This window comes from Cupriavidus sp. 96C5-1, from assembly GCF_057798855.1.
In genome coordinates this window covers 220,322-246,141 of the sequence record NZ_JBYOJU010000001.1, presented here as the reverse complement: position 1 = coordinate 246,141, position 25,820 = coordinate 220,322, and the positions used below count along the sequence as shown (strand labels likewise).

Sequence of the window (25,820 nt, the reverse complement as noted above, 5' to 3'; positions counted from 1 at the left end):
CATGACGCAGCAAGCCGCGCGCCCCGCCGGCCGGCGCAAGCCAACCGCCAGCCGGGCAGACGCCCCCGAAGCCACCCTGGCCTCCGCACCGCCCCCCGCCACCGCAGCCCCGGCCGGCAAGACCGCCGGCAGCAAGCGCACCGCCCGCGCGGCCGCGCCCAGGCCTGACGCCGTACCGGCGGCCAATACCCCGGCCCGCCGCGCCAGCGACAAGGACCTGCCCCTGCGCGAAGACATCCGCTTCCTGGGCCGCCTGCTGGGCGATTGCGTGCGCGAGCAGGAGGGCGAATCCGCCTTCGAGCTGGTCGAGACCATCCGTCAGACCGCAGTGCGTTTCCGCCGCGAGAACGACCGCGCCGCCGGCGCCGAGCTGGATCGCCTGCTCAAGCGCCTGTCGCGCGACCAGACCAATTCGGTGGTGCGCGCCTTCAGCTATTTCTCGCACCTGGCCAATATCGCCGAGGACCAGCACCACAACCGCCGCCGCCGGGTGCATGCGCTGGCTGGTTCGCCATCGCAGCCGGGCAGCCTGGCCCGCGCCCTGCAGGCCATCGATGCCGCCGGCGTGACCGGCAAGACCTTGCGCAAGTTCTTCGACGAAGCGCTGATCGTGCCCGTGCTGACGGCGCACCCGACCGAAGTCCAGCGCAAGAGTATTCTCGACGCCGAGCGCGAGATCGCCCGCCTGCTGGCCGAACGCGACCTGCCGATGACCGCGCGCGAGCGCGACCACAACACCGCGCTGCTGCGCGCCCGCGTCACCACGCTGTGGCAGACCCGCATGCTGCGCAACACGCGGCTGATGGTGGTCGACGAGATCGACAACGCGCTCTCCTATTACCGCACCTGCTTCCTGCGCGGCATCCCGCAACTGATGAGCGAACTGGAGGAAGACATCGCCGCGGTGTTCCCCACCACGCGCAGGAACAAGTCCGCGCCGGCCAACCCGGATCAGCTCGCGCCCTTCTTCCAGATGGGCTCGTGGATCGGCGGTGACCGCGACGGCAATCCCAATGTCACCGCGGACACGCTGGAACACGCCGCGAGCAAGCAATCGGCGCTGATCCTGGAATGGTACCTGGACGAAGTCCACGCGCTCGGCGCCGAGCTGTCGATGTCGAGCCTGATGGTGGAAGCCAGCCCGGCGCTGCTGGCGCTGGCCGAAGCCTCGCCCGACCATTCCGAGCATCGCGCCGACGAGCCCTACCGGCGCGCCCTGATCGGCATCTATGCGCGCCTGGCGGCGACCTGCAAGGCCGTCACCGGGCACGCCGCGCCGCGCCACCCGGTGGCCGACGCCGCGCCCTATGCCGACGCGCAGTCCTTCGGCGCCGACGTGCAGGTGGTGATCGACTCGCTGCGCGCCCACCATGGCGAGGCGCTCGCGCGCACCCGCATCGACGCGCTGGCCAAGGCCATCGGCATCTTCGGCTTCCACCTGGCCTCGATCGATATGCGCCAGGTGTCCGACGTGCACGAAGCCGTGATCGCCGAACTCTTTGCCGCCGCTGGCGTGGAGGCCGACTACGCGGCCTTGCCGGAAGCCCGCAAGCTGGAACTGCTGCTGGCCGAGCTGCGCCAGCCGCGCCTGCTGACGCTGCCCTGGCACACCTACTCCGAGCAGACCCGCAGCGAGCTGGCCATCCTGAACATGGCGCGCGAACTGCGCGCCCGCTACGGCGCGCGCGTGGCCCGCAACTACATCATCTCGCACACCGAGACGCTATCGGACCTGGTGGAGGTGATGCTGCTGCAGAAGGAAGCCGGCATGCTGCGCGGCACGCTCGGCAGCAAGGCGGACCCGGCACGCACGGAACTGATGGTGATCCCGCTGTTCGAGACCATCGAGGATCTGCGCAATGCCGCCGGCATCATGCAATCGCTGCTGGAGCTGCCGGGCTTCGCCTCGGTGATCGCCCACCATGGCGGCGAACAGGAAGTGATGCTGGGCTACTCCGACTCCAACAAGGACGGCGGCTTCCTCACCTCCAACTGGGAGCTGTACAAGGCCGAGCTGGCGCTGGTGCAGGTGTTCGAGACACGCCGCGTGAAGCTGCGCCTGTTCCACGGCCGCGGCGGCACGGTCGGCCGCGGCGGCGGTCCGACCTACCAGGCCATCCTGTCGCAGCCGCCGGGCACGGTCAATGGCCAGATCCGCCTGACCGAGCAGGGCGAGATCATCAACAGCAAGTTCGCCAACGCCGAGATCGGCCGGCGCAACCTGGAAACGGTGATCGCCGCCACGCTGGAAGCCTCGCTGCTGCCGACGCAGAACGCGCCCAAGGACCTGTCCGCCTTCGAAGCCGTGATGCAGCAACTCTCGGACCGCGCCTTCTCCGCCTACCGCGACCTGGTCTACGAGACGCCCGGCTTCAAGGACTACTTCTTCGCCACCACGCCGATCACCGAGATCGCCGACCTGAACCTGGGTTCGCGCCCGGCCTCGCGCAAGCTGATGGACAAGAAGCAGCGCCGCATCGAAGACCTGCGCGCGATTCCCTGGGGCTTCTCCTGGGGCCAGTGCCGGCTGCTGTTGCCGGGCTGGTACGGCTTCGGCAGCGCGGTCAAGGCCGTGCTGGACGAGGCGCCGGACGAGAAGGCGCACAAGGCCGCCGTTGCCACGCTGCGCCGCATGGTCAAGACCTGGCCGTTCTTCTCCACGCTGCTGTCCAATATGGACATGGTGCTGGCCAAGACCGACCTGGCAGTGGCCTCGCGCTATGCCCAGCTCTGTGAAGACGCCGCGCTGCGCAAGACCGTGTTCGCGCGCATCAGCGCCGAGTGGCACCTGACCTGCGAGATGCTGGCGCTGGTCACCGGCCGCCAGGAGCGCCTCGCCGACAACCCGCTGCTGGCGCGCTCCATCAAGAACCGCTTCGCCTACCTGGATCCGCTCAACCACTTGCAGGTGGAGTTGCTCAAGCGCTTCCGCTCTGGCAAGGACGGCGACGACATCCGCGTGCGGCGCGGCATCCACCTGACCATCAACGGGGTGGCGGCGGGCCTGCGCAACAGCGGTTGAGTCAACGCTGCGCGCAAAAAAGCCGCCATGGTGGCTGGCACCATGGCGGGAATACCCGTCCGGCCGGCAGGCCGGACGGCGCAGAGCGTGGCCCGCCTGACCATTGCGGCCGGTCATCCCGGCCGACACGGTAGCGGGCGGGCGCGGTTCAGGCGGCCAGGCCTGGTGTCAGGCGTCACCCAACGAACGCGCCCGGCACCGGATCTTCGCCGAGCACCGAAAGCAGGATGGCCCAATGCATCGCTTCATCGCCAAGGATGCTGCCGGCGGCCTTGGTCAGCTCGCGGTTATGGAAATTCGGCAACACGCCCAGATAGGCCGCGGTGGCCCCTTTCTCCAGCCCGGCGGCGAAGCGCAGTACATCGGCCTGCGTCTTGAGCTGATCGGTCGGGAAGTTGTACTCGGCCGGCTTCTTCGCCATCACCGGACTGCCGCCCAGCTTGGACACGGTGCCCCCCAAGACTTGCGCGTGCGCCTTGTGATGCGTCTGGAACTTGACCGCCGTATCCAGCACCGGTTTTTGCAGCAGGCCGCTCTCGGCACCCACCTGATAGGCCGCGATGGCCTGGTATTCCAGCCCCAGGGCGACGTTGAGAATCGCGATATCGTCCTTGGTGCTGCCGGACCGGGTCTGGGCCCATGCCGGCATCGACTCGCCCAGGCTCATCACCGCCAGCGATCCCAGCGCGAATAGCCCGGGTACCTTGAGCAAGCCGCGCCGGCGCGCATCCGGCGCGGCGAGGATGCGGCCGTCCGTTTCCTCGCTGGCCTGGCGCTTCGTCTGCTCGGACATCGACTGCATGCGTTCCATGGTGTTCTCCTGTGTACTGACTAGGGTCTAGAGAGGGACGGCGCCCGCTGTGGTGGCGCCTGTCTCTTTTACGCACGCATTTCGCAATCGGATGCACACGCGGATTCGCATGCCGTAGCCGGCCCGTGCCTATAATCCGGACACATCTCTCGGCACTTAGCACTTAGCACTTAGCGCCACTTACCGAACCCTGCCCCCGGTGCCCTCTCCCGCCGAACCCGCCTTCGCCCCCAGGCCGGCCGACGCCGACCGGCTCGCCGCATTGCTGCAAGCCGCCGCGATGGGCGACCGGCAGGCCTTGCGCCAGCTCTATGAGCAGACCGCGACGAAACTGTTCGGGCTCGCGCTGCGTATCACCAGCAGGCACGACTGGGCGGAGGATGTGGTGCAGGAGAGTTTCGTCAGCATCTGGCATCACGCCGGCGACTACCGGCCGCACCTGGCCGCGCCGATGACCTGGATGACGGCCATCGTGCGCAACCGGGCACTGGACTGCCTGCGCCGGCAGGCGGCGGCCCGCGCCGGCCAGACCGTGGAACTGGACGACAGCCTTGGCGAGTGGCTGGCCGACGATGCGCCCGGCCCCGCGGATCTGGCGCTCGCCAGCCAGGAAGCGCGGGCGCTGAACCAGTGCCTGCAACGGCTGGAACAGCCGCAACGCCAGGCGATCTCCCTGGCCTACCTGAAGGACATGAGCCATAGCGAACTGTCCGAGCAATTGCAGGTGCCGCTGGGCACCATCAAGTCATGGATACGGCGCGGCCTGGAACGCCTGCGCACGTGCCTGGAAAGCCTGTCATGAACCTTAGCCGCCACCCCGACCTGATCGACCGCCTCGCCGCGCAGTACGCGCTGGGCGTGTTGCGCGGGGGCGCGCGCCGGCGCTTCGAGCAACTGGCGCGGCAGGAACCCGCCATCCGTGCCGCGATCGGGCACTGGCAGTCGAGGCTGGCCGGCCTTGCGGAGCTGCAGCCGGCGTCGGAGCCCGTCGACAAGGTGTGGTGCGGGATCGAGCAGCGGCTGGGCTGGCAGCCCAAGCCTGACGCCGCCGCTCCAGCCGCTGAGCCGGGAGGCTGGTGGCGGCGCCTCTGGGTCACGCCCGTCTTCTGGCGTGGCGCCACCCTGGCGGCGGCGGCCCTGGCTGCCGTGGCGATCGGCCTCAATGTCCGCATGGCGCGCGAGCTGGAGGCGGCCCCGCCGGTCAATGCGGTGGCGGTGCTGAACGACGAGCGCGCCCAGGCAGCTGTGCTTGTGACGTGGGATGCACGCTCACAGGCCTTGACGCTGCGTCGCCTGGATCACTTGCCGCTGAACGACGCGCAGGCGTTGCAGCTCTGGGCCTTGCCGGAAAGCGGCAAGCCCCAGTCCCTGGGCGTGATCGGGCACCAGCGCCTGGTGCGCCTGACCGTAGCCCAACAGGTCGGCAAGGTGCCGGCGCTGGCCATCAGCGTGGAGCCGCCAGGCGGCTCGCCCGATCCGAACGGGCCGACCGGGCCGGTGGTATTCAAGGGCCAGGTCATCGCCAACACCCCCAACACCCTTTAGGCAAGGCTGGGAGGACGGCGCTGGCGTCGCTGCGCGGCCTTGTCGTACCCTTTGTACTGCCTGCGGCCGCGCGATGCCCGGCAGCGATATAATCCCGGTTTCCCCGATTTTTCCCGCTCGCGCCGCGGCCCGCCGCCGGCTTGCGAGCCAACCCAGCCTTACCGCCCATGACCTCCCAACTTGCCAAGAAAGGCGAAGCCTGGTCCGCCCGCTTCTCCGAACCGATGTCCGACCTGGTGAAGCGCTACACCGCTTCGGTGTTCTTCGACAAGCGCCTGGCCCTGTTCGATATCCAGGGTTCGCTGGCGCATGCCGCCATGCTGGCCAAGCAGGGAATCATCGCCGAGGCCGACCGCGCCGAGATCGAGCGCGGCATGACGCAGATCCGTGGCGAGATCGAGGCCGGCGGCTTCGAGTGGAAGCTCGACCTGGAAGACGTTCACCTGAATATCGAAGCACGCCTGACCGCGCTGGTCGGTGATGCCGGCAAGCGCCTGCACACCGGCCGCTCGCGCAACGACCAGGTGGCCACCGATATCCGCCTGTGGCTGCGCAGCGAGATCGACACCATCATCGGCCTGCTGGGCGCGCTGCGCGGGGCGCTGCTGGACCTGGCCGAAAAGAACGCCGACACCATCCTGCCGGGCTTCACCCACCTGCAGGTGGCCCAGCCGGTCACCTTCGGCCATCACCTGCTGGCCTACGTGGAGATGTTCACGCGCGACGCCGAGCGCATGGCCGACTGCCGCCGCCGCGTCAACCGCCTGCCGCTGGGCGCCGCCGCGCTGGCCGGCACCAGCTACCCGATCGACCGCGAGTTCGTGGCGCAGCAGCTGGGCTTCGACGGCGTGTGCCGCAATTCGCTGGACGCCGTCTCCGACCGCGACTTCGCCATCGAGTTCTGCGCCGCCGCCGCGCTGGTGATGACGCATATCTCGCGCTTCTCGGAAGAGCTGGTGATCTGGATGAGCCCGCGCGTGGGCTTTATCGACATCGCCGACCGCTTCTGCACCGGCAGCTCGATCATGCCGCAGAAGAAGAACCCGGACGTGCCCGAACTGGCACGCGGCAAGACCGGCCGCGTCAACGGCCACCTGATCGGCCTGCTGACCCTGATGAAAGGCCAGCCGCTGGCCTACAACAAGGACAACCAGGAAGACAAGGAGCCGTTGTTCGATACGGTGGACACCGTGGCCGACACGCTGCGCATCTTCGCCGACATGGTGCCGGGCATCTCGGTCAAGCCGGAAGCCATGCGCGCCGCCGCGCTGCAGGGCTATGCCACCGCCACCGACCTGGCCGACTACCTGGTCAAGCGCGGCCTGCCCTTCCGCGACGCGCACGAAGCCGTGGCCCACGCGGTGCGCGCCTGCGACGACCGCCGCTGCGACCTGGCCGACCTCACCGTGGCCGAGCTGCGCGACGCGACCGGCCTGGGCGACAAGGCCGCGCTGATCGGCGACGACGTGCACGAAGTGCTCACGCTGGAAGGCTCGGTCGCCGCGCGCAACCACATCGGCGGCACCGCGCCGGCGCAGGTTCGCGCTGCCATCGCCGCCGCGCGCGCGACGCTTTGAATCAGCGCGCCGGCGCTTGAAGCAGCGCAGCACGCCGATGTAAGTCTCGCGCCAGTTCCGCATTGGAAAAAGCCGCCAGGGCCCATGCCCCGGCGGCTTTTTTTATCCATTCGATTCTTGCGCAATGCGGTAGGTATTAGCCCCAAGCGCCGAAGCATTTTGTTACAGATAAACTAAATGCCGAAAAAACAGGGGGAGACAACCCATGTATTACTTGCTTGGTCTGTCACGGCAGATCGACAGGTTGAATCAGCACACGGGCAGGCTTGCAAACATCATGATCCTGCTGTCGTGCCTGATCAGCGCAGGCAACGCCCTGCTGCGTTACGGCTTCAACCTCAGCGACAACTGGCCACTCGAGCTGCAGTGGTATATGTTCGCCATCGCGGTGATGTTCGGCGCGTCCTACACCTTCCAGCGCAACGAGCATGTGCGCGTGGACCTGATCTACGGCAACGTATCGGAGCGCGCGCAGCACTGGATCGACATCTTCGGCATTATTTTCTTCCTGCTGCCTTCCTGCGTGCTATTTACCTGGCTGTCGTGGGAATCGCTGTTCCTGCCCTCGTGGCGCATCCTCGAGCAATCCGGTAATTCCGGCGGCCTGCCGCGTTACCCGATCAAGCTGGTGGTGCCCCTCGGCTTCGGCCTGCTTGCCTTGCAGGGCGTATCCGAGCTGATCAAGCGCTTCGCCGCCCTCAAGGGCCTGGTGCGCATCGAATCGAAATACGAGAGGCCGGTGCAATGATCCCATTGGAATATATGCCGCCGCTGATGTTCGGCGGCCTGGTGGTATTCATGCTGATCGGTTTCCCGGTCGCATTTTCCCTGTCGGCGGTGGGGCTTGCCTTCGGCATCCTGTCCATCGAGTTCGGCTATTTCCCGGTCAGCTTCCTGCAGGCGGTGCCGAGCCGCGTGTTCGGCAGCGTGCTGGCCAACGAGCTGCTGCTCGCCATCCCGTTCTTCACCTTCATGGGCGCGATCCTGGAGAAGTGCGGGCTGGCCGAGGACATGCTCGACTCCATGGGCCAGCTGTTCGGCCCGGTGCGCGGCGGCCTGGGCTACTCGGTCATCATCGTGGGCTTTATCCTCGGCGCCATCACCGGCACCGTGGCGGCGCAGGTGATCGCCATGGCGATGATCTCGCTGCCGGTGATGATGCGCTACCGCTACAACATGAAGTACGCCACCGGCGTGCTGGCGGCGTCGGGCACCATTACGCAGCTGGTGCCGCCGTCGCTGGTGCTGGTGGTGCTGGCCGACCAGCTCAAGACGCCCGCCGGCAGCGCCGACGTGGGCAGCATGTACCTGGGCGCCTGGGGCCCGTCGGTGATCCAGATCGCGCTGTTCGCGCTCTACACCTTCGTGCTGGCCCGCATCAAGCCCGACTGGCTGCCGCCGGTGCCGGCGGAGGAGCGCACGCTGCGCGGCTGGGCGCTGTGGCGCAAATGCCTGCGCGGCATCATTCCCTGCGCGGTGCTGATCTTCCTGGTGCTGGGCACCATCATGATGGGCATCGCCACCCCCACCGAGTCCGGCGCCATGGGCGCGATCGGCGCGCTGGTGCTGGCGGTGCTGCGAGACCCCGGCTTCGGCAAGCTCGACCGCAATATCTACCGCACCGGCCTGGCCGCCACCGGCGTGGCCATCGTCGCCGGCACGGTCGCCTTCGGCTCGCATGCCTTTCGCATTCCGCTGGCGGTGGTCTACCTGGCCATCGCCTGGCTGCTGCTGCGCGCCGGGCAACTGAGCGAACTGCGCGGCCTGATCATCGATGCCTACCAGTCCACGGCGCGCATCACGGCCATGGTGGTGTTCATCCTGATCGGCTCCACCTGCTTCTCGGTGGTGTTCCAGGGCGTGGACGGCGGCGCCTGGGTGGAGCATATGTTCACCTCCCTGCCCGGCGGCTGGATCGGCTTCCTGCTGGTGGTCAACCTGTTCATCTTCTTCCTCGCCTTCTTCCTCGACTTCTTCGAGATCGCCTTTATCGTGGTGCCGATGCTGGCGCCGGTGGCAGTCAAGGTGCTGGCGCCAGTGGTGGCCGACTCGATGGGCGGCAACCCGGAAGCGGCGGCCACCGCGGCGCTGGTGTGGTTCGGCGTGATGCTGTGCGTGAACATGCAGACCTCCTTCATGCACCCGCCGTTCGGCTTCGCGCTGTTCTACCTGCGCGGCATCGCGCCCAAGGAAGTGAAGAGCTCCGACATCTACTGGGGCGCCCTGCCCTGGGTGGGCCTGCAGCTGATCATGGTGGCGCTGGTGATGTTCTGGCCGGGCATGGTCACGATGTTCCTGGACAAGGGCTCGCTGCACCATACCAATGCGGCTGAGGTCAGCATTCCGCTGGGGGGTGAAAGCAGCGGACCGGCCTCGGCGCCTTCACCGGGCAGCGGCACCCTGGAGCTGCCGTCGGCGCCGGCCGAGAGCGAACCTGCCGCGCCGCAGTTCGAGTTCGACAAGAAGAAATAGCGGGCCTGACGCCCGGCGGCGGCAATTGCCAGAGTCAAAAGGCCCCGCGAGAGCCGGGGCCTTTCCTTTAACTGCATGTGTTGAAAAACTGCTGAAGAACGGGGGGAGTTGCCTTGGAACCAGTGCCCGGCCCAGGCACTTTCTTCCGATCCTGCCGATGCATGTCAGACGGCAGGTATTGCCCAGCCTTCGAAATGAAGCTGCGGCACACGCTTGAACTCGCGCACGTTGTTAGTCACCAGCACGGCACCGGCTGAAACGGCATGGCCCGCGATGGCGGCATTGTTCTCTCCGATCGGCGTGCCGCGGCTCGCCAGCTCGACACGGATGGCCGTCGTCGCATCAACAGCAGCCGCATCCCACGGCAGGACACCGTCAAGACGGGAATCGAAGGCGGAAACCAGGGCCGCATGCTTCGGCGATGCCTTCTTGCCGATCGAGCCGAAGCGCATTTCGGCGTAGGTCACCGCCGAAATGACGATGCGGTGCTGAGCGTCGACGCAAGACTGGAGCTTTGCGAGCACTTCAGGCGGCCGTTCACGCATGATGAAGGAACAGATGTTCGTGTCAAGCATGTAGAGCCGCGTCACTGGCCCGCCTCCTGGCTGCCGTCGTCCGCGCCAGACAGGTCAAAACGCCCTGTCTGGACGACGGGTGGACGTTGCGCCAGGAAGTCCGCGTCCGCCAGCGGCTCGTTTGCGAACGACGCCCAGGTCGGCCGTACCGGTCGCAACAAAATGGTATCCCCCTCGCGGCGGATCTCGAGTTCTGTTACACCCTCGAATTGCATGTCCTTGGGAATTCGGACAGCCTGGTTCGCGTTGTTCTTGAAGATGGAAACGGTTCGCATGGACGCCTCCTCAACATGCTGAAGAACCACGACACCATTCTATACATATGCCAGCATATGTCGATTTTGAGGTGCATACCGGCAAACACTTGCGGGAAGGGCCGGGGCAAGGGGGAAAAGCCGTCGCCATGAGAGACGGCTTTGGCGCATCCGGCTACTTCACGCAATCCACGAAGTACGCCTTGCCGCCACCTTCCACCTCCTCCTCGACCAGGCCGTGGATATCGGTCTCGAAGCCGGGGAACAGCTTGTTGAAGTCGCGCGCGAACTTCAGGTACTGCACGATGATGCGGTTGAAACGCTCGCCCGGGATCAGCAGCGGGATGCCCGGCGGATACGGCGTCAGCAGGATGGCGGTGACGCGGCCTTCCAGTTCGTCCACGGCAACGCGCTCGATCTCGCGGTGCGCCATCATGGCCCAGGCGTCCGACGGCTTCATCGCCGGCTCCATGTCCGACAGGTACATCTCGGTGGTCACCCGCGCCACGTCGTTGGCCTTGTAGACGCTGTGGATCGCGTCGCACAGGTCGCGCAGGCCCATCCGCTCGTACTGCGGGTGCTTGCCGACGAATTCCGGCAGCACGCGCCACAGCGGCTGGTTCTGGTCGTAGTCGTCCTTGAACTGCTGCAGCTCGGTCACCAGCGAGTTCCAGCGGCCCTTGGTGATGCCGATGGTGAACATGATGAAGAACGAGTACAGCCCGGTCTTCTCGATGATGATGCCGTGCTCGGCCAGGTACTTGGTGACGATGGCCGCGGGGATGCCGCGCTCGCTGAACTCGCCGTCGACGTCCAGGCCCGGCGTGATGATGGTGGCCTTGATGGGGTCGAGCAGGTTGAAACCATCGGCCAGGTCGCCGAAGCCGTGCCAGCGCTCGTTGGCCTTGAGCATCCATTCCTCGCGGTCGCCGATGCCGTCCTCGACCAGCGCATCGGGGCCCCACACCTTGAACCACCAGTCGCCGTTCATGCCGGCGTCGTAGTCGCCTTCCACCTTGCGCATGGCGCGGCGGAAATCGATCGCCTCCTGGATGCTTTCTTCCACCAGCGCGGTGCCGCCCGGGGCTTCCATCATCGCCGCCGCCACGTCGCAGGAGGCAATGATCGAGTACTGCGGGCTGGTGGAGGTATGCATCAGGTACGCCTCGTTGAACCGGTAGCGGTCCAGCTTGCGCGTGTCCGAATCCTGCACGAGGATCTGCGAGGCCTGCGACAGGCCGGCCAGCAGCTTGTGCGTGGACTGCGTGGCGAACACCAGCGCGTCCTTGCTGCGCGGACGGTCGCGGCCGATCGCGTGCATGTTGTGATAGAAGTCGTGGAATGCCGCGTGCGGCAGCCAGGCTTCGTCGAAATGCAGCGTGTCGATCTCGGTGGCCAGCATCTCCTTGATCTGCTCGGCGTTGTACAGCACGCCGTCGTAGGTGCCCTGGGTGATGGTCAGGATGCGCGGCTTCTGGTTCTTGGCCTGGCTGGCGAACGGGTGCGCCTCGATCTTGCGGCGGATGGTCTCCGGATCGAACTCGCTCTTCGGGATCGGGCCGATGATGCCGTAGTGATTGCGCGTGGGCATCAGGAACACCGGAATCGCGCCCGTCATCATGATCGCGTGCAGGATCGACTTGTGGCAGTTGCGGTCCACCACCACGATGTCGCCCGGCGCCACGTTGGCATGCCACACCATCTTGTTCGAGGTGGAGGTGCCGTTGGTGACGAAATACATGTGGTCGGAGTTGAAGATGCGCGCGGCATTGCGCTCCGAGGCCGCCACCGGGCCGGTGTGGTCGAGCAGCTGGCCGAGCTCGTCCACCGCGTTACAGACGTCGGCGCGCAGCATGTTCTCGCCGAAGAACTGGTGGAACACCTGGCCGACCGGGCTCTTCAGGAAGGCCACGCCGCCGGAGTGGCCGGGGCAGTGCCACGAGTAGGAGCTGTCCTGCGCGTAGGCGATCAGCGCCTTGAAGAACGGCGGCGCCAGCGAATCCAGGTAGACCCGGGCCTCGCGGATGATGTGGCGCGCGACGAATTCCGGCGTGTCCTCGAACATGTGGATGAAACCGTGCAGCTCGCGCAGGATATCGTTGGGGATATGCCGCGAGGTGCGGGTCTCGCCGTACAGGAAGATCGGCAGGTCGGTGTTGCGGCGGCGCACTTCGTTGACGAAGGCGCGCAGCTTCTCGATGGCCGCCGCCTCGGGGCGGTCGTCCTCGCTGACGAATTCGTCGTCGTCGATCGACACGATGAACGAGGAGGCTCGGCTGGACTGCTGCGCGAACGAGGTCAGGTCGCCGTAGCTGGTCAGGCCCATCACCTCCATGCCTTCCTGCTCGATGGCTTCCGCCAGCGCGCGGATGCCCGAGCCGGAAATATTCTCGGAGCGGAAGTCTTCATCGATGATGATGACGGGGAAACGGAATTTCATAGGGCATCCTTGGACGGCAAGAAGGACTTGAGCCACATGGCCCGGGGACTGCGCCCCCGGGTCGGCATGTGGCTCGACATTCAGGCTTGGCGCGCGGCCCGGCTGGCTTACCGGCGGGGCCGCGACGCGCGCATTGTAAAGCGATCAGGTCTTCGGCAGTGTGACACCTTGCTGACCCTGGTACTTCCCGCCGCGGTCGCGGTAGGAAGTCTCGCAGATCTCGTCGCTTTCGAAGAACAGCACCTGGGCGCAGCCTTCGCCGGCATAGATCTTGGCGGGCAGCGGCGTGGTGTTGGAAAACTCCAGCGTCACATAGCCTTCCCATTCCGGCTCGAACGGCGTCACGTTGACGATGATGCCGCAGCGCGCGTAGGTGCTCTTGCCCAGGCAGATGGTCAGCACGCTGCGCGGAATGCGGAAATACTCCATGGTGCGCGCCAGCGCGAAGGAGTTGGGCGGGATGATGCAGACATCGCCCTTGAAGTCGACGAAGGATTTCTCGTCGAAGTTCTTGGGATCGACGATGGTGCTGTTGATATTGGTGAAGATCTTGAATTCGTCGGCGCAGCGGATATCGTAGCCGTAGCTCGAAGTGCCGTACGACACGATCTTGCGGCCGTCTTCCTCCCGTACCTGGCCGGGCTCGAAGGGCTCGATCATGCCGTGCTGTTCCGCCATGCGGCGGATCCACTTATCGGATTTGATGCTCATAGGGGTATCGGGATGAACAAATGAGGGCAGGCTCGGGCGCGGTCGGGAACGACCGGGAACGCTGCTCGCATTTGCTCACAGGCGCGCCGGACCTGCCGGGGCCTTGCGATGGGCCGCATTGTACAACCAAAATCCGGCATCCCCGCCGTCAATGGGGCCCCGCCCCGGGAACGGGCCACCTGGCCCCGGGCTTCAGGCGCTGGTCTGCTCCGGCGCCTGGTAGCGAAAGCGCTGGCGTCCGGTATAGAGCAGGAAATGGCGCCCGGTACACCGGGCGAACAGGGTCAGGTTGACGCGCTGGGCCATGCGGTAGCCGATCTGCGTCACGCCCGAGCGCGACAGCAGGAACGGTTGCCCATCGCGCTTGTCCAGATAGACCGTCAGCGGGCGCTCGCCGGGCAGGAAGACCTGCCGCGCGCGCCCCTGCTCGTCGACCACCTCGATCTCTTCGATCAGGGGGACGGCGGCCTGGGTCAGTTCGGGGCGCAGGGACATGGGAAACCGGCGCCGAGGGGCCGGGCCGTCAGGACTTGGCGATGACGCCGCAGGCGATGCGACCGCCCGAGTTGCCCGTGGGCTGGGTCTTGTAGTCGTCCGGGTCCTTGTGGACGACCACCGCGCGGCCCACCACGCTGGCGGGGCCCGGGGCCACGGTCACGTCGGACAGCTCGAAGCTGGCCTGCGCGCGGCCGCTGGCGTCGGCCTTGAGGTTGTTGATGTCGCCGGCATGGTGGTCGGGCATCGACATCGAGCCGTGCGGCTTGGCCGTCGGGTTGAAGTGGCCACCCGCGCTCATGGCGTCGGGCGCGGAGCAATCCCCTTTCTCGTGCACGTGAAATCCGTGCTCGGTATTGGGCGGCAGGCCGGTCACATCGGCCTTGACCAGCACGCGGCTGCCATGCTGGGTGAAGGTAATGACGCCCTGCGTGGCGGTGCCGCTCCTGGAAGCCAGCGTGGCGACGGCGGTATCCGCCCCGCCCATGCCAGCGCCGGCGCAGCCGGCCAGGCCGCCTGCCAGGGTTCCCGCCACCATCAAACCGAAAAGTACACGCTTCATGCCAAACCTCCTCTCACGGTATTGTCCGGGGCGATTGTACTGCTCCCATGCCCGGCGCCGCGGCCCGTTTGTGATCCGGAGGCGCCGCGGCCGGGGCGATGTACGTGCCGTATGCAGCACCGCCATCACCGCGCCGGGACCTGGGCAGCGGAATCGGCGGGCGTGTCCGTGGCGCTCAGGTGTTCTGCACCACGATGCTGGGGAACTTGCTGGTCATGTCGCGGGCGCGGTCGGCCACCTTGACCGCCACCTTGCGCGCCATGGCGCGGTACAGCTCGGCGATCGGGCTGCCGGGGTCGGACACCACGGTGGGATGCCCGGTGTCGGCCTGCTCGCGAATCGAGCGGTTCAGCGGCAGGCTGCCCAGCAGGTCCACGCCATAGTCCGCGCACATCTTCTCGCCGCCGCCCTCGCCGAAGATATGCTCGACGTGGCCGCAGTTCGGGCAGCAGTAGACCGCCATGTTCTCCACGATGCCGAGGATGGGAATGCCCACCTTCTCGAACATCTTCAGGCCCTTCTTGGCATCCAGCAAGGCGATGTCCTGCGGCGTGGTGACGATCACGGCACCCGTGACCGGCACCTTCTGCGACAGGGTCAGCTGGATATCGCCGGTGCCCGGCGGCATGTCGACGATCAGGTAGTCCAGGTCGTGCCAGTTGGTCTGACGCAGCAACTGCTCCAGCGCCGAAGTGACCATCGGGCCACGCCAGACCATGGGATTGTCCTGCTCGATCAGGAAACCGATCGAGTTGGCCTGCAGGCCATGGCCTTCCAGAGGCTCCATGGTCTTGCCGTCGGTCGATTCGGGGCGGCCGTCGATGCCCAGCATCATGGGCAGGCTGGGGCCGTAGATATCGGCGTCGAGCATGCCCACGCGCGCGCCCTCGGCGGACAGCGCCAGCGCCAGGTTGACGGCCGTGGTGGACTTGCCCACCCCGCCCTTGCCCGAGGCCACGGCAATCACGTTCTTGACGCCGGGCAGCAGCTTGACACCGCGCTGCACGGCGTGGGCGACGATCTTCATGCTCACGGCAACGTTGACGTTGCTCACACCGGGCAATTGCCGCAGCGCCGCCGCCACCTGCTCGCGGATCGGCTCGAGCTGGCTCTTGCCGGGATAGCCCAGCTCGACTTCCAGCGACACATCGCCGCCTTCGACCCGCACATTGCGGGCTGAGCGCGTAGACACCAGATCCCGGCCCGTGTTGGGATCGATCACGGTGCGCAGGACTTCGGTAACCTGGTCGACGGTGAGGCTCAAGACAATCTCCGCTACAAAAAATGGGGAAGGCGCGTACTGTATCAAAGTATGCGCGAAGGGCCGGCCGGGAGTGGCGCCGGGTCGGTAAGCCCATGCGTCGCACATGGAATTACACGCACTTACAACTTTCACAGCCGGATGCTTGTGCACCCGGCTTCATGTCCATATTGTAGTGCGCCAGGAAGGCGTAGCCGCCGAATAAGGTCCAGACCCTTGTCTTCGGGTGCCTTCCGCGTTATTTCTATCGGTGTTGCGCGCACCACCAAAAATCTGCCAAGAAAATTCGTCCTGAAGGAGAAAGCATGAAACTCAAGCTCGCCAGCCTTGCCATCGTCGCCGTCCTGGCCGCAGGTTGCGCCACCGAACAAGGCACCCAGACCGCGATCGGCGGTGGCGCGGGTGCCGCGGTGGGCGCCGGCCTGGGCAATCTGATCGGCGGCAACACCAAGGGCACGCTGATCGGGGCCGCCGTGGGCGCCGCCGCCGGTAGCGCGCTCGGCTACAACTGGAACGCGATTCGCGGCAAGCTGAACAAGGACACGGCAGGTACCGGCACCCAGATCACGGAGCAGCCGGACGGCTCGCTCAAAGTGAACATTCCGAGCCAGGTGACCTTCGACACGGACAGCAGCAGCATCAAGCCGTCATTCCGTTCGGTCCTGGACCAGGTTGCGCAAACGCTGAGCCAGCACCCGGACGTGGCCGCCACGGTGGTGGGCCATACCGACAGCACCGGCAACCCCAATTACAACATGCAGTTGTCGCAACGGCGCGCCCAGAGCGTGGCCGGCTACCTGGGTGACCGCGGCGTCGCACGGGGCCGCCTGGCAGCCGAAGGACGAGGGCAGACCCAGCCGGTGGCGGACAACGCCACCGAAGCCGGCCGCCAGCAAAATCGCCGCGTCGAAATTTTTTTGAAACCAATTCAAGGATGACGCAGTCATAGAAACAGGTACCGCTTGTCACCGTTGCTGGCTCGCGATGGGTGGCTGACCTCCCGGGCGGTACCTGATTTCTCCTCCTTTTCCGTTGTGGAAAGCTGCGCCGGTTCTTGACCGGCGCTTTTTTTGCCCCCATGCTTTTAAGTGCAGTATGAGACACTAAAAGCACGCTCTTCCCGCTGCGCCCGCCCTGAGTGCACGCGCTGCCTGCCCCGCTTGTTAGAATAGCCCTCTCACGGTGCCCGCCTGCGCTCGCGGCGACATCCCTGCCTTCTTGTCCAACCCCCTCCTGACCGGCAATCCTTCCATGACCGCACGTCGCATCCTCGTCACATCTGCCCTGCCATACGCCAACGGCCAGATCCATATCGGCCACCTGGTGGAGTACATCCAGACCGACATCTGGGTGCGCTTCCAGCGCATGATGGGCAACGAGGTCTACTACGTCGGCGCGGACGACACGCACGGCACGCCCGTGATGCTGCGGGCCGAAAAGGAAGGCATCACGCCCAAGCAGCTGATCGACCGCGTGTGGACCGAGCACAAGCGCGACTTCGACAGCTTCATGGTGTCGTTCGACAACTACTACAGCACCGATTCCAGCGAGAACAAGGAACTCTCCGAAAAGATCTACCTGGCGCTCAAGTCCCAGGACCTGATCGCCGAGCGCGAGGTCGAGCAGTTCTACGACCCGGTCAAGAACATGTTCCTGCCGGACCGCTTCATCAAGGGCGAATGCCCGAAATGCGGCGCCAAGGACCAGTACGGCGACTCCTGCGAGGTGTGCGGCACCACCTATGTGCCCACCGACCTGAAGAACCCGTACTCGGTGGTGTCCGGCGCCACGCCGGTGCGCAAGTCCTCCGCGCATTACTTCTTCAAGCTGTCCGACCCGCGCTGCGAAACCTTCCTGCGCGAATGGGTGGGTGACCTGGCGCAGCCGGAAGCCGTCAACAAGATGCAGGAATGGCTGGGCGCCGAAGGCGAAGCCTCGACCCTGTCGGACTGGGACATCTCGCGCGATGCGCCCTATTTCGGCTTCGAGATCCCCGGCGCGCCCGGCAAGTATTTCTATGTGTGGCTGGATGCGCCGATCGGCTACTACGCCAGCTTCAAGAACCTGGCCGAGAAAAAGGGCATCGATTTCGACGCCTGGGTGGGCCCGCACTCCAACGCCGAGCAGTACCACTTCATCGGCAAGGACATCCTGTATTTCCACACGCTGTTCTGGCCGGCCATGCTGCGCTTCTCGGGCTACCGCACGCCCACCAACGTGTTCGCCCACGGCTTCCTGACGGTTGACGGCGCCAAGATGAGCAAGTCGCGCGGCACCTTCATCACCGCGCAGAGCTATATCGACACCGGCATGAACCCGGAATGGCTGCGCTACTACTTCGCTGCCAAGCTCAACGCCAGCATGGAAGACCTCGACCTGAACCTCGAGGACTTCATCGCCCGCGTCAACAGCGACCTGATCGGCAAGTATGTCAATATCGCCAGCCGCGCCGCCGGCTTCCTGGTCAAGCGTTTCGACGGCGTGGTGAACGAGCCCGCGCTGGCCCATCCGCTGCTCAAGCAACTGCGCGAAGCCGCGCCGCACGTGGCGCAGTTCTATGAAGGCCGCGAGTACAGCAAGGCGCTGCGCCTGGTGATGGAGCTGACCGACGCCGTGAACGCCTTCGTCGACACCGAGAAGCCGTGGGAACTGGCCAAGGACGAAGCCAAGCGCGACGCCCTGCACGCGGCCTGCTCGGTCTCGCTGGAAGCCTTCCGCCTGCTGACCGTCTACCTCAAGCCGGTGGTGCCGCAGATGGCCGCCGGCGTGGAGCGCTTCCTCAATATCGAGCCGCTGAACTGGCGCGGCATCGACAAGCAGCTGTCGGCCTCGCGTCCGGTCCAGCCCTACTCGCACCTGATGACGCGCGTGGACGCCAAGCAGGTCGACGCGCTGCTGGCGGCCAACCGCGACTCGCTGCAAGCCACGGCACCGGCCGGCCAGGCGGACACGGCCGCGGCCGCCATCGAGCCGATCGCCGACACCATCACCATCGATGACTTCGCCAAGATCGACCTGCGCGTCGCCAGGATCGTGGCCTGCCAGAAGGTGGAAGGCTCGAACAAGCTGCTGCAGCTCACGCTGGACCTGGGCGAAGGCAAGACGCGCAACGTCTTCTCCGGCATCCAGTCGGCCTATACGCCTGAACAGCTGGTGGGCAAGCTCACGGTGACGGTGGCCAACCTGGCGCCGCGCAAGATGAAGTTCGGCCTCTCGGAAGGCATGGTGCTGGCCGCCTCGGCAGCCGATGAAAAGGCCACGCCGGGCCTCTATATCCTGGAGCCGCACGAAGGCGCAGTGCCGGGCATGCGTATCCGCTGATGCCCCAGGGCGGCCCGGCGCGCCGGACCGCCGATTGACGCAGCGCCGCCGGGAAGCCCATACTGCACCCGTACCCGACAGGGTGTAGATGGGATCCCAGGCATGCCCGACAGCGTTCCCGGCCACGCCGACTCCGGCGCGCCAGCTCCACTCGCCGGCGGCGCCCGGCTGCGCCAGCCCTTCCCGCTCGCCGCCTTCCACCCCCGCCTGCTCGACACCCTGCGCGACTACGGCCGCGCCACCTTCTTCAAGGACCTGGCCGCCGGCCTGACCGTAGGCGTGGTGGCACTGCCGCTGGCGATGGCCTTCGCCATTGCTTCCGGCCTGCCGCCGCAGGCGGGGCTGTTCACCGCCATCATCGCCGGCTTCCTGATCGCCGCGCTGGGCGGCTCGCCGGTGCAGATCGGCGGTCCCGCCGGGGCCTTTATCGTGATCGTCTACGGCATCGTGGCCCGCTACGGCGTGGCCAACCTGCTGATCGCCACCATCCTGGCGGGTGGCCTGCTGTTCGCCATGGGCCTGTTCCGGCTCGGCACGCTGATCCGCTTTATCCCGGTAGCCATCGTGATCGGCTTCACCAACGGTATCGCGGTACTGATCATGGTGTCGCAGATCGCCGATTTCCTCGGCCTGCAAACCGGCAAGCTGCCTGGCGACTTCCTCTCGCAGATGCGCGTGCTGGGACGCTCGCTGCCGACGGTATCCTGGCCCACGGTGGCGCTGGCAGCCGGCTCGCTGGTGGTGGTGGCAGGCTGGTCGCGGCTGGCCCTGCTGGCTGGCCAGCGCTGGCGGCCTGCGCCGGCGAACCCGGCTGATGCGCACGGCCGCCTTGGCCGCGCACTGGCGATGGTCCCCGGCACGGTGGTAGCGCTGGTGCTTGCCACCACGCTCAATGCACTGCTGCATCTGCCGGTGGAAACCATCGGCACCCGCTTCGGCGGCATCCCGCAGGGCCTGCCGCCGTTCGCGCTGCCGCACCTGAGCTGGCAGCTGGTCCAGCAACTGGTGGCGCCCACCCTCACCATCGCACTGCTGGGCGCCATCGAGTCGCTGCTGTGCGCGCGGGTGGCCGACAGCCTGATCGACGATCGCCACGACCCCAACCAGGAATTGATGGCACAGGGCATCGCCAACATCGTCACGCCCTTCTTCGGTGGCATCCCGGCCACCGGCACCATCGCCCGCACCGTCACCAATGTGCGCAGCGGCGGGCGCACGCCGGTGGCGGGCATGATCCACGCGGCCACGCTGCTGCTGATCGTGCTGGCGGCGGCGCCGCTGGCCAGCGCCATCCCGCTCGCCACGCTCGCCGCCATCCTGCTCTATGTGGCGTGGAACATGGGCGAATGGCATGTCTTCGGGCTGGCGCACTTGAAGCGCTACAGCAACAACTACCGCATCATCATGCTCGGCACCTTCCTGCTGACGGTGGTGTTCGACCTGACCGTGGCGGTGCAGGTGGGCCTGGTGCTGGCCTGCCTGTTCTTCATCTACCGCATGGCCGCGCTCACGCAGATCGAAGCCATCGCCCCCGCCGCCCTGCCGCCGGCGGCCGACGGCAGCCCGCTGCCGGCCGGCGAGGTGGCGGCCTACCACATGACCGGCGCGCTCTTCTTCGGCGCGGTCAACAAAGTGGAAGCGCTGATCGACCCGCGCGACCGTACCCGGCCGGTACCGGCGGTGCTGATCCTCGATGTGGGCAAACTGGTGGCGCTGGATACCACCGGCCTCGATACGCTGGATGCGTTGCGCAAGACGCTGGCGCGCCGCGGGGGCACGCTGGTGCTGTGCGACGCGGCCGCGCAGGTGATGTCGCTGATGCGGCGCGCCGGCTTCCTGGAGAAGCTCGGGCCGGCCAATTACTGCGGCACGCTGGCAGCGGCCTGCACCCGCGCCGGCGCGCTGCTGGCAGAGCAGAGCGGCCGGTCCGTACCGCCCGCTGCCAGCTAGCGCAGCGGGCGGCCTTCGCTCAGCCGCCCTGCGTCCGCGAGGGATCGTCGCTGCGCGAGGTGTGGGTCACCTTGCCGCCGGCGTCGAAGTGGACATTGAAGAAAGCCTTCTCCTGCGCGCTTTCCCACCAGCGGTAGCCCCACACCTCCTCCTGCTTGAGCGCGAAGGCTTCCACCTTGGTGGGCTTGCCCAGCAGGCGGCGGATATCGTCCTGGCTCATGCCGGCGCGCACGCGCGCGAAATGCTCGGCGCTCAGCACCTGCTCGATGACGCGCACCGTGCCGTCGGCGCCGATCGTCACCATCCAGGTGGTCGCACCCTCCGGCCCGCGCGGGTACTCCAGCCGGCGCCCGCCGCCCTCCTCTTCCCAGACGATCTCGGGACGCCCGGCCTGGCGCCGCACGTCGTCCTCGCTGGATTCGCCCACCACGATGCCCTTGAACAACTGGCTGTCGGGCTTGACCGAGTTCCAGGTGGCGCGCGCGGTATCGCCCGCCTTCTTCATGGCTTCGTCGACCTTCTGCTGGTCGCACCCGAACAGGGCGAGCACGGAGGAAATCAGTCCCATGGCGGCGAGGCGTCGGTACGACGCGGTAGTGGCTGGAGTGGCTGCCCGGCCGGCGCGCGCACGCCGCGCCTCAGGGCCGTGCGGCAGCGGCTGCGCCCGAGGCGGCGGCCGGCGCGTTGTCCATTGCATTGCTGTCGGTATCCTGGCTGGCATCGGTCTGGCTCCTGGTATTTCTGGCGCGGTTGCCGCCGCCGCTGAACAAGTTGCCCCAGCTATCGAAACGGCGGTTGAACAGCAACGATAACCCATTGATCGAGCCGCCCTTGGCAATCAGCGACCAGCGCCGCGAGAATGCCCAGGTCAGCTTGACCACATTGGTGGCGCTGGTCAGGCTCTGCTCGTAGCCCACCGAGATCTTCTCGGTGACCGCCTTGCCGACACTCACCACCTGCTGGTCATTCAGCCCGGCAGCGCTCGGCCCGATCGAGAACTCGTCGATGCCGAGATGCTGCACGATGCCCTTGCCGGCGCGCCCGCCGAGCATGCCCAGCGCCGCGCCGCCCAGGGCCGCGCCGCTGAGCTGCTGCTGGCCGGCGGCGGCGCCTTCCGCGCCGTAGCCGAACATCAGCCACGACAGCTTATCCTCGTCCGGCACGTTCGGCTCGGACACCAGCCTGACGCGCGGCAGGCGCACCGTGCCGGTCACTTCCACGCCGGCCTCCACCTCCTGGTTGCGCCGCATGGCGCGGATATTGAGGTTGGGATTGTCCACCGGCCCGTTGAAATTGACGATGCCGCGATCGATGTTGAGCTTGCGCCCGAACGCTTCATAGGTGCCGTCGGTCACGCGGATGGTGCCGGTGGCGCGCAACGGGGCGAGCGGCGCGCTCCGGACACCGAGCTGGCCGGCCAGGCGCAGGTCGGCGCCGGCACCGCGAAAGCGGAAGTCGTCGCCCAGGTCGAGCGTGAGATCGATCAGCGGGCTGAAGCGGCTCGCCGGCTTGGATTCCGGGGTGGGGGTGGCGGCGGTCTTGATCTGGCGCTGGTCGCGGCGGCGCACCACCACCACGTCGTCGCCCAGTTCCGGCGCGCCGGCCTTGGGCAGGTCGAACAGCCCGCGATCCACGCGGAACTTGCCGCGGATCACGATCTGGCGGTTCTCGTTGACGATGCTGGCGTCGCCGGAGACGATCAGCGTGCGCTCGGGGCTGGCGAAGATCTGCAGCTTGTCGGCCACGATCTTGCCGGCCAGGTTGGGATCGGTCTCGCCCAGCTTCACATTGCCGGTGGCGACGATCTTGCCGTCGCCGCCGCGGAACTCCACCTGCTTGAGTTCGATGGTGTTCTGGTCGAGCACCACGCGCACGATGCCATCGGTCAGCTTGATGCCTTCGTCGTAGAGCGTGAGCGCGATGCCGCTGCCGTCGATATTGCCCGCGAGCAAGGGCTTGCCGACCGTGCCGGCCAGTTGCAGGGTCGCCGCCAGCCGGCCGTCGAACGCGTATTGCGGCCCGCTCAGCGCTTCCAGGGTCTTGATCCGGGGCACGTCCAGCGAGACCTTGCCCGCCAGCGTGGAGTCCGGCGTCACCGTCATCAGGCCCTGCTCGCGGACCAGCCCGGCCGAGGCGTCTACCGCCAGCTTGCCGATCCGCGCGGCTTCCATCCCGCCGCGCAGGTTGATGCGGTTGCCGGCCAGATCGGCGCGCAGCGCGGTCTCGCCCAGGCCCAGCGTGGTGAAGCCGCGCCCGGCGTTCACCGAGACATCGCCACTGCGGCGGCGCAGTTCGGCAAATCCGGAGGCGGTCTCGGCCAGCGTGATGTTCCAGCGACCGTCCAGCACCAGGTCCGAGCGCAGCGGCGGCGCCTCGCCCGTGAAGGCCTCGGCCAGGCCCAGCAGGTTGGCCACCTGCAAGCCATCGAGGTTGCCCTGGGTACGGATGCGGCCGTGGTCGAACTCGAAGGCTTCCACATGGACCCGGGCATGGTCGAACAGCAGGCTGGTCGCGCCCAGCCGCACGCGCTGGCCGGCTACCTGCAGCTGGGCCGGCGCGGACAGGCGCACATTGGCGGTGCCGCGCTCCTCCAGCGTGGCGATGGTGCCGCTCCAGCCGGCCTGGCCCTTCCAGCTGCCCTGCCCCGACAAGGCAAGCTGCAGCGGCTTGTCATGCATCGCGCCGGCCGCCTTCAAGTCGAAGGCGTGCCTGGCTTGCGTACCGCTGAGCGTGGCATCGAGCGTGCGCAGCATGGCGAAGGGGCCGCGATAATCGCGCGCGCTCAGTTGCAGCGCCAGCGGTCCGTCCAGGCCCCCGCGCAGTTCGGCCTTGCCGCTGGCGCTGGCGACGCGGTGCGGACCCACCACCAGCGCCTGGGCGTTGTAGCTTGCTGCGATCTCTGGCCGCGCCAGGGTGCCGGTGATATCGGCGTCGAGCTTGAGCACGCCGGCCACGCCGAACTTGAGCCGTTCCAGCTGCGGGGCGTCCACATGCAGTTTCAGGCGATCGCCGCGCGCGCCGAAGCTGCCGCTGAGCTGTGCCAGGTTGCCCGCCATATCGAGCGTGGCCTGGCTCGGCAGCAAGCGCTCGCCGGCCAGGCGCAGCTTGCCCTCGCCGCGCATCGGCAAGCCCGCGTAGACGCTGTCGCGCACCGCGAAATCGAGCGCCACGCGGCGCTCCGGCGCCAGCGTGCCGCTGGTGGTGAACTCGGCGTTGATGCGGCCGGGCGCCACCTGGGCCAGCCGCGCGGGATCGAAGTTCGACAGCTTGCCCTTGAAGCTGAAGGGCTGCCCGTCCTTGAGCGAGAGCTTGCCTTCGGCGTTCAGCGTGCCAGGGCCGATGCCCGCGCGCAGCGACGCCAGCGTCAGGGCGTCGGCATCCAGGCGCGCATCGGCGAACAGCTTGAATTCGCCGCCGGACAAGTCCAGCGCCACGCTCTGGCGGCCAGGTTCCAGCCGCAGGATCACCGGCCCGGACAGGCCGGCACGCTTCAGGCTGCCATAGAGCGCCTGCGGATCGAGGTTGCGCACGTCCAGGTCGAAGCCGCCACGGCCGCCGCGCAACTCGCCGCCGCCGCGGATCTCGCCGCGGCCGGACAATGCCACCTGCAGGTCGCGCACCGCCTGCGCGGCCTCGCTGACTTCGATCTTCGCCTGTACCGACTCCACCGGCAGCTTCCCGGTGTCGTACGGGCCTGCGTCATGATTGGCGATGCGCACTTCGCCCGCTACCCGGAGGGGCGTGTTGTCAGCTGCGCCTCCGGGCCTGGCGCCGGCATCGGAGGCAGGCGCCGCGCTGGCGCCGGAAGCAGCCGCTGCCGCCCCGCCCGCGCCGGCCCCGGCAGCCCCGTCCACCGGGCGCAATTCGGCCTGCACGGTGAGGTTGGCCCGCGGCGCGGATGGGCTGAACAAGCGCGGATTGATATGCTCGCCATTGACCAGCACGTGGGTGAACGGCACCTTGCCGAAGGGCGTCAGGTCGGCCTCGGCGCGCCCCCGCAGGCGGTCGCCGCTGGCCTCGGCCTCGGCGCGCAAGGCCGCCAGCGAGCCACGCAGTTTGGCACTGATGCTGAAGGATTCCTGCTGCCAGCTGCCTTCCAGCAAGGCCGTGCCGGTCAGCGCGAATGGCGCCTGGCCGGCAAGCTGCGCATTGGCGGCGAGCCTGCCATAAGGCGTGAGCAGCCGTTCGATGCTGGCCAGATGGCGCTGGCCGTCGGAATGCAGCGACCCCGCCAGATCCGAGAACACCATCTCGCTGGGCGTGGCCGGCGGCCCCTGCAGCAGGGTCAGGTGTTCGAGTGTCAGCGTATCGACGTCCACCGCCAGCGGCAGTTCGAGCGATTTGGGCAACGTGGCGGGCGGCGCTTCCGGTGGCGACGGAGGCAGCCGCAGCGTCACGGTGCCGATGCGCAGCCAGTCGACATGCAGCCGGGTCGGCGACCAGGCGAACGACCAGCTGCCGTCGAAGCGGTCGACGGTGACCCGCGTCTGGCCAGCGGCGAACACCACATCGCGCAGGTGCAGGCCGCGGGCCACGGTGCCGCCCTCCAGCTTGCCGGCCAGGGTCCCGGCGGACAGCCGCGTGGCCAGCGACCACAGCTGGCGCGTGCCGGCTTCGGTGCGCAGCGCCAGCACCGCCGCCGCCAGTACCGCCAGCACCAGAACCAGCAGCAGCGCGGCCAGCCAGCGGCCCAGGCGCGCGCGGCGCGGTCGCGCCGGCCCGGGCGCGCCGCTGTCGCGGGCGGGTACAGGGGGCATGTCGGGGATGCTCATGCGGCAAGCACCATGCGGCTGCTTCGAGACGGATCGCCGGACTGGCGGCAGA

19 protein-coding genes are annotated in these 25,820 nt (G+C 67.3%); 9 read left to right on the top strand and 10 right to left on the bottom strand.

Going from position 1 to position 25,820, the window contains the following annotated elements; all coding sequences use genetic code 11:
* The first annotated feature begins 1 nt into the window (after nucleotide 1).
* Nucleotides 2–3,022: a phosphoenolpyruvate carboxylase gene (ppc, locus tag AC3FOF_RS01150; RefSeq protein WP_276264107.1), complete on the top strand. Its 3,021-nt coding sequence runs from the start codon at nucleotides 2–4 to the stop codon at nucleotides 3,020–3,022.
* A gap of 175 nt (nucleotides 3,023–3,197) precedes the next feature.
* Here the strand turns inward: ppc and AC3FOF_RS01145 are convergent, their stop codons facing one another.
* The gene (locus AC3FOF_RS01145) at nucleotides 3,198–3,833 is read right to left on the bottom strand and encodes a ferritin-like domain-containing protein (protein WP_017225425.1); all 636 of its coding nucleotides are present in this window, start codon (nucleotides 3,831–3,833) and stop codon (nucleotides 3,198–3,200) included.
* A 190-nt stretch (nucleotides 3,834–4,023) separates the two neighbouring features.
* Here AC3FOF_RS01145 and AC3FOF_RS01140 point away from each other — a divergent pair, with 190 nt between their 5' ends.
* The 5 genes from AC3FOF_RS01140 (at nucleotide 4,024) to AC3FOF_RS01120 (ending at nucleotide 9,427) form a co-directional block, all read left to right on the top strand.
* On the top strand, nucleotides 4,024–4,635 hold the full coding sequence (locus AC3FOF_RS01140) for an RNA polymerase sigma factor (RefSeq protein ID WP_276264111.1): 612 nt from the start codon (nucleotides 4,024–4,026) through the stop codon (nucleotides 4,633–4,635).
* A complete protein-coding gene (locus tag AC3FOF_RS01135) occupies nucleotides 4,632–5,378 on the top strand; it encodes an anti-sigma factor (RefSeq protein WP_488725557.1) in 747 nt (248 codons plus the stop codon). The genes AC3FOF_RS01140 and AC3FOF_RS01135 overlap by 4 nt, the downstream gene beginning before the upstream one ends.
* A gap of 167 nt (nucleotides 5,379–5,545) precedes the next feature.
* Nucleotides 5,546–6,955, top strand: coding sequence for an argininosuccinate lyase (gene argH / locus AC3FOF_RS01130; protein WP_488725556.1), 1,410 nt, complete (start codon nucleotides 5,546–5,548; stop codon nucleotides 6,953–6,955).
* A 205-nt stretch (nucleotides 6,956–7,160) separates the two neighbouring features.
* Entirely contained in the window at nucleotides 7,161–7,703 is a 543-nt protein-coding gene (locus tag AC3FOF_RS01125; RefSeq protein WP_017230751.1) for a TRAP transporter small permease subunit, read from the top strand.
* Entirely contained in the window at nucleotides 7,700–9,427 is a 1,728-nt protein-coding gene (locus tag AC3FOF_RS01120) for a TRAP transporter large permease (protein ID WP_488725555.1), read from the top strand. The genes AC3FOF_RS01125 and AC3FOF_RS01120 overlap by 4 nt, the downstream gene beginning before the upstream one ends.
* Before the next feature lie 164 nt (nucleotides 9,428–9,591).
* Here the strand turns inward: AC3FOF_RS01120 and AC3FOF_RS01115 are convergent, their stop codons facing one another.
* The 7 genes from AC3FOF_RS01115 to apbC form a co-directional block, all read right to left on the bottom strand.
* A complete protein-coding gene (locus AC3FOF_RS01115) occupies nucleotides 9,592–10,017 on the bottom strand; it encodes a type II toxin-antitoxin system VapC family toxin (RefSeq protein WP_488725554.1) in 426 nt (141 codons plus the stop codon).
* A complete protein-coding gene (gene vapB, locus AC3FOF_RS01110) occupies nucleotides 10,014–10,277 on the bottom strand; it encodes a type II toxin-antitoxin system VapB family antitoxin (protein WP_017230748.1) in 264 nt (87 codons plus the stop codon). Before vapB ends, AC3FOF_RS01115 begins: the two co-directional genes overlap by 4 nt.
* 154 nt (nucleotides 10,278–10,431) lie before the next feature.
* Nucleotides 10,432–12,696: an arginine/lysine/ornithine decarboxylase gene (locus AC3FOF_RS01105; protein WP_017230747.1), complete on the bottom strand. Its 2,265-nt coding sequence runs from the start codon at nucleotides 12,694–12,696 to the stop codon at nucleotides 10,432–10,434.
* 144 nt (nucleotides 12,697–12,840) lie between these two features.
* Nucleotides 12,841–13,407, bottom strand: a complete 567-nt coding sequence (gene dcd, locus AC3FOF_RS01100) for a dCTP deaminase (protein ID WP_017230746.1) — start codon at nucleotides 13,405–13,407, stop codon at nucleotides 12,841–12,843.
* A gap of 192 nt (nucleotides 13,408–13,599) precedes the next feature.
* Nucleotides 13,600–13,902, bottom strand: coding sequence for a formate dehydrogenase accessory sulfurtransferase FdhD (locus AC3FOF_RS01095; protein WP_488725553.1), 303 nt, complete (start codon nucleotides 13,900–13,902; stop codon nucleotides 13,600–13,602).
* A 28-nt stretch (nucleotides 13,903–13,930) separates the two neighbouring features.
* Entirely contained in the window at nucleotides 13,931–14,464 is a 534-nt protein-coding gene (locus tag AC3FOF_RS01090; RefSeq protein ID WP_276264102.1) for a superoxide dismutase family protein, read from the bottom strand.
* Nucleotides 14,465–14,639: 175 nt separating this feature from the next.
* Nucleotides 14,640–15,728, bottom strand: coding sequence for an iron-sulfur cluster carrier protein ApbC (gene apbC, locus AC3FOF_RS01085; protein WP_276264101.1), 1,089 nt, complete (start codon nucleotides 15,726–15,728; stop codon nucleotides 14,640–14,642).
* A gap of 302 nt (nucleotides 15,729–16,030) precedes the next feature.
* Here apbC and AC3FOF_RS01080 point away from each other — a divergent pair, with 302 nt between their 5' ends.
* From AC3FOF_RS01080 to AC3FOF_RS01070, 3 genes are all read left to right on the top strand, one after another.
* Complete coding sequence (locus tag AC3FOF_RS01080; protein ID WP_017230742.1) at nucleotides 16,031–16,663, top strand: YiaD family glycine zipper/OmpA-like lipoprotein; 633 nt, start codon at nucleotides 16,031–16,033, stop codon at nucleotides 16,661–16,663.
* A gap of 313 nt (nucleotides 16,664–16,976) precedes the next feature.
* Nucleotides 16,977–19,046 (top strand): methionine--tRNA ligase, encoded by a 2,070-nt coding sequence (metG, locus tag AC3FOF_RS01075; RefSeq protein ID WP_276264100.1) that lies wholly within the window; start codon nucleotides 16,977–16,979, stop codon nucleotides 19,044–19,046.
* A 102-nt stretch (nucleotides 19,047–19,148) separates the two neighbouring features.
* Entirely contained in the window at nucleotides 19,149–20,996 is a 1,848-nt protein-coding gene (locus tag AC3FOF_RS01070; protein ID WP_488725552.1) for a SulP family inorganic anion transporter, read from the top strand.
* A 19-nt stretch (nucleotides 20,997–21,015) separates the two neighbouring features.
* Here AC3FOF_RS01070 and bamE read toward each other — a convergent pair whose 3' ends face one another.
* Together bamE and AC3FOF_RS01060 are read right to left on the bottom strand one after the other, a co-directional pair.
* Nucleotides 21,016–21,564, bottom strand: coding sequence for an outer membrane protein assembly factor BamE domain-containing protein (gene bamE, locus AC3FOF_RS01065; protein ID WP_276264098.1), 549 nt, complete (start codon nucleotides 21,562–21,564; stop codon nucleotides 21,016–21,018).
* Between the two features lie 70 nt (nucleotides 21,565–21,634).
* On the bottom strand, nucleotides 21,635–25,768 hold the full coding sequence (locus AC3FOF_RS01060; RefSeq protein ID WP_488725551.1) for a translocation/assembly module TamB domain-containing protein: 4,134 nt from the start codon (nucleotides 25,766–25,768) through the stop codon (nucleotides 21,635–21,637).
* Between the last annotated feature and the right edge of the window lie 52 nt (nucleotides 25,769–25,820).

Bases quoted from the DNA above. Each gene is read 5' to 3' on its own strand.
- ppc (WP_276264107.1), top strand. From the start codon at position 2: ATGACGCAGCAAGCCGCGCGCCCCGCCGGCCGGCGCAAGCCAACCGCC.
- AC3FOF_RS01145 (WP_017225425.1), bottom strand. From the start codon at position 3,833: ATGGAACGCATGCAGTCGATGTCCGAGCAGACGAAGCGCCAGGCCAGC.
- AC3FOF_RS01135 (WP_488725557.1), top strand. From the start codon at position 4,632: ATGAACCTTAGCCGCCACCCCGACCTGATCGACCGCCTCGCCGCGCAG.
- argH (WP_488725556.1), top strand. From the start codon at position 5,546: ATGACCTCCCAACTTGCCAAGAAAGGCGAAGCCTGGTCCGCCCGCTTC.
- AC3FOF_RS01125 (WP_017230751.1), top strand. From the start codon at position 7,161: ATGTATTACTTGCTTGGTCTGTCACGGCAGATCGACAGGTTGAATCAG.
- AC3FOF_RS01120 (WP_488725555.1), top strand. From the start codon at position 7,700: ATGATCCCATTGGAATATATGCCGCCGCTGATGTTCGGCGGCCTGGTG.
- vapB (WP_017230748.1), bottom strand. From the start codon at position 10,277: ATGCGAACCGTTTCCATCTTCAAGAACAACGCGAACCAGGCTGTCCGA.
- AC3FOF_RS01105 (WP_017230747.1), bottom strand. From the start codon at position 12,696: ATGAAATTCCGTTTCCCCGTCATCATCATCGATGAAGACTTCCGCTCC.
- dcd (WP_017230746.1), bottom strand. From the start codon at position 13,407: ATGAGCATCAAATCCGATAAGTGGATCCGCCGCATGGCGGAACAGCAC.
- AC3FOF_RS01095 (WP_488725553.1), bottom strand. From the start codon at position 13,902: ATGTCCCTGCGCCCCGAACTGACCCAGGCCGCCGTCCCCCTGATCGAA.
- AC3FOF_RS01090 (WP_276264102.1), bottom strand. From the start codon at position 14,464: ATGAAGCGTGTACTTTTCGGTTTGATGGTGGCGGGAACCCTGGCAGGC.
- AC3FOF_RS01080 (WP_017230742.1), top strand. From the start codon at position 16,031: ATGAAACTCAAGCTCGCCAGCCTTGCCATCGTCGCCGTCCTGGCCGCA.
- metG (WP_276264100.1), top strand. From the start codon at position 16,977: ATGACCGCACGTCGCATCCTCGTCACATCTGCCCTGCCATACGCCAAC.
- AC3FOF_RS01070 (WP_488725552.1), top strand. From the start codon at position 19,149: ATGCCCGACAGCGTTCCCGGCCACGCCGACTCCGGCGCGCCAGCTCCA.
- bamE (WP_276264098.1), bottom strand. From the start codon at position 21,564: ATGGGACTGATTTCCTCCGTGCTCGCCCTGTTCGGGTGCGACCAGCAG.
- AC3FOF_RS01060 (WP_488725551.1), bottom strand. From the start codon at position 25,768: ATGAGCATCCCCGACATGCCCCCTGTACCCGCCCGCGACAGCGGCGCG.